Origin of the sequence: Leptolyngbya cf. ectocarpi LEGE 11479 (assembly GCF_015207065.1) — a bacterium.
Classification (GTDB): Bacteria; Cyanobacteriota; Cyanobacteriia; order Phormidesmidales; family Phormidesmidaceae; genus Leptothoe; species Leptothoe ectocarpi.
In genome coordinates, this window is the sequence record NZ_JADEXP010000398.1 from 1 (window position 1) to 5,796 (window position 5,796).

Below are 5,796 nucleotides of genomic sequence, written 5' to 3' on the forward strand. Positions count from 1 at the left end.
CTCTAGGCTCCTCTAGGCTGGCTTGCCGCTGTTTCCATCGATGTTATGAGCACCCCACCCCCTTCTAAATCTGACTTGCCCAATCCCTCACAGCCCAATAGCCTGCTGGTAACTTTGCAAGAGCAGCAGCAAACGCATCAGCGCCAGATTGAGGACCTGCGGCAGCAAATGACTAAAACCTGGGGCCTCATCCAGACTCTGATCGTCGGATTGGTCATTGCGATTTTGGTGACTATCGGTACGGCGGGGTGGTTTGCCTATAATTTGTTGGTTCAAGAGCAAATCCTCCGGCGTGAGTCAGACCAGGCTGCTGACGCTGAAGCAGCCATACAGGAGCAGCTTGAAGAGATGACGGAGGAGCTGCAGCGTCAACAAAGACAGCTACGAACGTTGCGGGAGACTTCGACGGAGCAGCTAGAAACCTTAGACGACTCGGTGCAATCCTATCGCGAACGGCTAGAGCAGCTTGAGAAGCGGGTCAATCAAGCAGAGGCTGCTCCCTCTACATCCTCTCAACCGGAGAGTGACGGTTAACTAGTTGGGATCTTCTGGTGCGTCTTCTGAAACGTCTGTCGGTGTCTCTTCCTCTGTTTCTATTTCTACGGGCTCTGTTTCCGTCTCCACAGGTTCTGCCTCTGCCTCCGTTTCTGCAGGTTCTGCAGGTTCTGCCTCTACAGGCCGCCAGTTGGCAATATCCCAGGTGCTGGCATCCCAGGGGGTAAAGGTGTAGCCGGTGATGCGATCGCTAACGGCATTAGACAAGGCTCGGTGCACAATGGGCAGCACAGCTACATCATTGGCGAGTTTGCGGTCCATCTGACGAAATAGATCGCTACGCTTGGCTGGGTCCCGTTCTTTGCGAGCGGCTTCCCACAGTTCGTCATAGTCCGCATTGCAGTAGCGAGCATTGTTGGGTTTTTGCCAATTATTTTCCAGGGCGGCGATGTTGTCGCAGGTCCACCAGCCCATGTAAACGATTGGGTCGGGAATGTCATTGCCGATGGCGTATTCCTGCATATCGGCATAGAAGTGGTTGATACTGTTGGTTTGCTCTGGGTCGGCGGAGAAAAAGTCTTCGGCGCGCACCCGTTCGACTAGGATATCAATCCCGATTTCGGCTAGCTGCTCTTGCACCAGGGTCTGGGTCGCTTGGCGAATGGTGCCAATGGAGGTTTGAAAGACTAGCTGTAGCGGGACGTCGTTGCGATCGCGAATACCATCCCCATCACTGTCCACCCAACCCGCCTCATCCAGCAGGGCCTTGGCCGTCTCCACATCATGTTTAAAGGAAATCGACTGTTCCGCAGACGGATTGGGGGCCACTAACAGCTGGGAAGTGGGCTTACCCAAATCCCCATAGAGCTGCTCCACAATGGCCTGACGGTCAATGCCATAGTCAATGGCCTGGCGGACCCGCAAATCCTTCAAAATAGGGTGGGGAAACTCCTTACTCGCCCGTTCTTCGGCCTCCGTTTCCTGATCCGGATCGGCAAAATTCAACATAATGCGCTCCACCTGGCTACCAAAGGTGAGCCTGAGGGCACCCGCGTCGCCCGTTTGCACCAAATCGACTAAAGCAGCTGACTCTAGCTGAATATTGTGGGCAAAGTCAGCCGTTCCCTCCCGGAGCACATCCCGAGCGGCTACATAGGGAGGGACATTCCCCAGGATTTCGACGCGTTTAAAGTGGTTGACCGGTTGTCGATACAGTTCGTTGGGGGTGAACAGTAAGCGACCGTTGGCCTCCGTTAAGTAGCGATAGGGACCAGTGCCCACAGGCTGAAAATTGGTCGGTGCTTCACGAGCTTTGCGATTATTAAAGTCTTTGAATAAATGCTCCGGCAAAATCAAGCCATTTAACCCCGTAAAGGGTTTTTGCCAGCTGACTGTTGGCTGCTTAAAGGTAATTTTGACCGTGTGGTCATCCACGGCTTCCACTGACTTAATATCTCGGTAGTACTGAGCCGTGACCGCCGCAACGGCAGGATTGGCAATAAATTTATAAGTAAAGGCGACATCCGCCGCCGTCAAAGGTTCACCATCCGACCAGCGCAGTGTTTCCTGTAGTCGCCAAGTAACCGATAGCCCATCTTCGCTGACATCGCCATTTTCCAGAGACGGGAGCTCATCCACCAAAATCGGGATCAGCTCACCATCAGGCCCATAACTCGCCAATGGTTCGTAAACAATGCGAGCTGCTTCAAAATCTTGAAATCCAGTGGCTAAATGGGGATTTAGGGTCACTGGAGCCCGACTATAAACCAGCTTGAGGACTTCAGGCGTGGCAATATCTTCCTCAAACGAGTCACTGTGGGGGGAGTCGGTTGCCGACGGTGTAGGTTGCTGGCAGCCAACCATGGCCAATGACAATGCCACCATAGTTATCCTTAGGTGCAGTGGAGAGTGTTGCAGCCAGGATGTGAGCCAGGAAAAAACCATGTTGATCTTAAGCTGTAATCTTGTCTGTCTGATAGTAGCCTTTGCTGTCCCTAAGTTGGGGGGGCTGAAAGTTAATGGACCAATGTTCTAAATTTTCTCCTGACCTATGTTCATTTCTTAGAAGACCTAATTGGTAGATGCACCCTGATGTCCTCCCCGGCGGATTCCGCTGGGGATTTTTTTGTTTTTTTAAACCTGAAAGAGCCCGTAAAAAAGCACTCGCTAGACTGCCAGCGAGTGCTTTTTGGAAAAATTAATTGCCCAACTTATTCAGCCGTGGGGTCCGTGGCTTCAGCACTGACCTCAGCATCAGCTGCATCAGCTGCATCAGCTTCGGTACTTGCTTCAGGAGTCACCTCATCAGCTGATGCGTCAGGAGTTGCCTCTTCACTGACTTCAGGTTCAGGCTCGGGCTCAACCTTCTTGCTAGGCTTGGGGCCTCGCATTAAGGCCGGATTAACCGGTGGCTTTTTCTCCCGGTCGTCCTTGTCTCGGCGGCCTTTGCCCTTGCCTTTACCTTTACCACCACCCTTGCTCCTCGGCTTGTCCTTATCAAATGAAGGCTTGTTAGATGAAGGCTTGTTCTCCCCCTCTGCTTCGGGGGGACGATCTTTCTTTAGAATCGGTTTGTCTACCATGGCGTTCCGTCAATTCCTGCCTAGTGATCCTAACATTTGCTTAATGAATTACTTGGATTGTTTCACTAACAGGGCTAGAGAACCAAAAGTTCCGCTTTTTTGGGCGATTGTGCTGATTTTACAGGGGCCGTGAGCGCTTCTTCCAAAGGGGCTAACCCCAGACGGTCTTCCAAAATATCCATGACGGTGCGGCCAAAATCGTTGGGATTTTGTCGAAAGGCTTGTAGACAGACCTCTCCAAAAAATGAACCGAGGGGTTCTGGATTCCATAGCAGTTTGTTAGCAACCCAGGGCAAATAAATTGCTAAGGGGTTGTAGTCCTCTTTGAGAATGTTGTTTTCAATGGCGTAGGTTTCCAGGTGCGTGTGGGGCTGCAGACCAATAAAGAAAATGGCGGGTTCTACTTTATCGCGACCAAAGATAGCTTCGAGGGCACGGTGATAGGCCAGGGTTTGGCGGATGGTTTCGGGCCGCTCGTCAATGACGTTAAAGGAATAGTTCACTGAGACCAAATCGTTAAACCCGGCGGCTTTGAGATCGCGGCAGTTTTGCAGCACGGTGCGGAGGTTATACCCCATACGCATTTTGCGAATCAGCTCCTGGGACCCGCTGGTGATACCAATCTCAAAGTAGTTCATCCCGGTTTTGACCATCAGGTCACACAGCTCGGGGGTGAGATTGTCTGCTCGAATATAGGCGGCCCAGTGGATATCCTCCATGCCCGAGTCCACAATCTTTTGTAGGAGTTCAACGGCATCGTCAATAAAACGACGAGCCGGAATAAACTGGGCATCGGTAAACCAGAAATTACGAATGCCGCGCTCGTAGAGCTGCCGCATTTCCTTAACTACCTCATCGGCGGGGTTGATGCGCACCTGTTTGCCTTCTACAACGGTGTAAACGCAGTAGCAGCAGTTGTGGGGACAGCCCCGCTTAGTTTGAACCCCAATGTAAAAGTCGTTTTCCTGTAGGTAGTAATCAAACTCGGGCCAGATATTTTCGATATAGCTATAGTCGCAAGCACTTTTTTCCACAGTGGTGGGCCACTCATGAATCATGCGATCGCGAGGCTCGGTTTCGCCGACAACGTAGCACCGCTCACTAGCGATGGATTCTTGACGAATTAATTTTTCCAGTAGCACTTCTCCTTCGCCCACGGAGACAATGGTGCCCTTGGGCATCCATGAGGCCACTTGCTCATAAAAAACGCTGACAGCACCGCCACCGACCACTAGTTTCACGTCAGAGCAGTAACGTTTGGCTCGCTTTAGGCCTCGTTTGATTAGCCCTGTATTTTGCCAAAGCTCATTTACGTAGGTTGTAATCATACGCAGGCCCCCCATGGCTCCACGCATCTTTATGAGCGGGTTGCGGGCATAGTTAAACTCAAAGGCATTTTGCAAGGGGTTGCCGCCGCGACCGCCGACAGGTGCATAAATTTGGATATCGCGCCAGGAGAAGACCAGTAGATTGGGTTGAAATTGATCAATGCAGCGGTCTAGGGCTGAACCAAAGTCCAGGGGAGGAACCGTTCCGAGATCAAAGATGCGCTGCTCTATATCGGGAAAAACCTTGTGGAGGTGGTCCGCTAAGTAAACAACTCCAATGGGAAAAATAGGATTACATGGGAGTCGGACATAAAGTACTCGATTAACCATGGCTGCACTGGCTTGTTGAAAAATAGCTGCCGTAAAAAAGTGAAACGAATTTTCAGTTTTTTCACATATCTTTACGATAGCATTGCTTATTTAGGATTTCATCCTGGTGTCGGATGAATCACTGCAAAGAAACCGATTAAACGTCCGGTGCTCATGGCAGATGATTAAAAAAATCAGATGAATATTGCCCTACGAACTGGATATATCAATAATCTTTTTGGTATCCATTGTGTCAGTTCATATGTCAGCTTATCTGAACTATTAGCGATATTTCTTAATTTTTTAAGGTGTTAATCGGTGTTTCATTTTGGTACAGAAACAGATTTTTTTTGAGCTTATCCTAAAAAAAAAACTCCAGTTGATGGGTCTATTTGAATAAGCGTTTAAAACGTAAATATTTAGAAGAAAAACTTTATTATTTGGCTGTAGTAATATATGCGCTATGCCAAAAAATTGCTGTGGCTGGTTGTATTTTATCTAGGCTGATTTTTTCTGAAAGCCTCATTGGTAGCAGCTTTTACAGTTGTCGGGGATCGGCGAATGCTATGATGTTTACTCTCGCTGGCAGACCTATGCGCTCCTTTCTTTTCCCATGACACAAATACTTGATCCCATTCCGTCTGATGACACAAACTCAGTCCTGTGTTGCTATGTAAATCGCTCTAGTAAAATTCAGGTAGCTAGGATTACAAATATTTCTAATTGGTACTTCGAACGAGTTGTTTTTCCAGGGCAACGATTGATGTTTGAAACCAATGCTAAAGGGCAGTTGGAAATACATTCTGGCTCAATGGCAAGTTCTATTTTGGAAGATACAATCCCCTGTGCTCGTCTGGTGATCGATCAGACGGACGATGAGGTGGTGGAGGCGATTATTGGTCCGGCTCTGGATTTGGCGGCAGATGATGTGCCCTCAAGTTTGCCTGCCATGCAGTCAGTATCTGGTTAGAGGTCAAGGGTTAGAGGTTGAGTTTGAAGGTGGATGACCAGGCTGGTCCAACGTCCCGTCTCTGTGGTATGGCTTACACAGTCCTTGGGCTTCTGAAGGTCGGGGGCTGTTG

At 49.7% G+C, this 5,796-nt stretch carries 5 protein-coding genes; 2 read left to right on the forward strand and 3 right to left on the reverse strand.

What is annotated here, in order from left to right:
- The first annotated feature begins 45 nt into the window (after positions 1-45).
- Positions 46-534: a hypothetical protein gene (locus tag IQ260_RS26710; protein WP_193996124.1), complete on the forward strand. Its 489-nt coding sequence runs from the start codon at positions 46-48 to the stop codon at positions 532-534.
- Here IQ260_RS26710 and IQ260_RS26715 read toward each other — a convergent pair whose 3' ends face one another.
- The 3 genes from IQ260_RS26715 to IQ260_RS26725 all read right to left on the reverse strand — a co-directional run bounded on the left by IQ260_RS26715 (position 535) and on the right by IQ260_RS26725 (position 4,735).
- Complete coding sequence (locus IQ260_RS26715) at positions 535-2,379, reverse strand: peptide ABC transporter substrate-binding protein (protein ID WP_228016465.1); 1,845 nt, start codon at positions 2,377-2,379, stop codon at positions 535-537. It lies immediately after the preceding gene.
- A 326-nt stretch (positions 2,380-2,705) separates the two neighbouring features.
- A complete protein-coding gene (locus IQ260_RS26720; protein ID WP_193996126.1) occupies positions 2,706-3,077 on the reverse strand; it encodes a hypothetical protein in 372 nt (123 codons plus the stop codon).
- A gap of 74 nt (positions 3,078-3,151) precedes the next feature.
- Positions 3,152-4,735, reverse strand: a complete 1,584-nt coding sequence (locus IQ260_RS26725; RefSeq protein ID WP_193996127.1) for a photosystem II high light acclimation radical SAM protein — start codon at positions 4,733-4,735, stop codon at positions 3,152-3,154.
- Between the two features lie 592 nt (positions 4,736-5,327).
- Between IQ260_RS26725 and IQ260_RS26730 the strand changes: the two genes are divergently transcribed.
- Positions 5,328-5,684 (forward strand): DUF1830 domain-containing protein, encoded by a 357-nt coding sequence (locus IQ260_RS26730; protein WP_193996128.1) that lies wholly within the window; start codon positions 5,328-5,330, stop codon positions 5,682-5,684.
- The last annotated feature ends 112 nt before the right edge of the window (positions 5,685-5,796 follow it).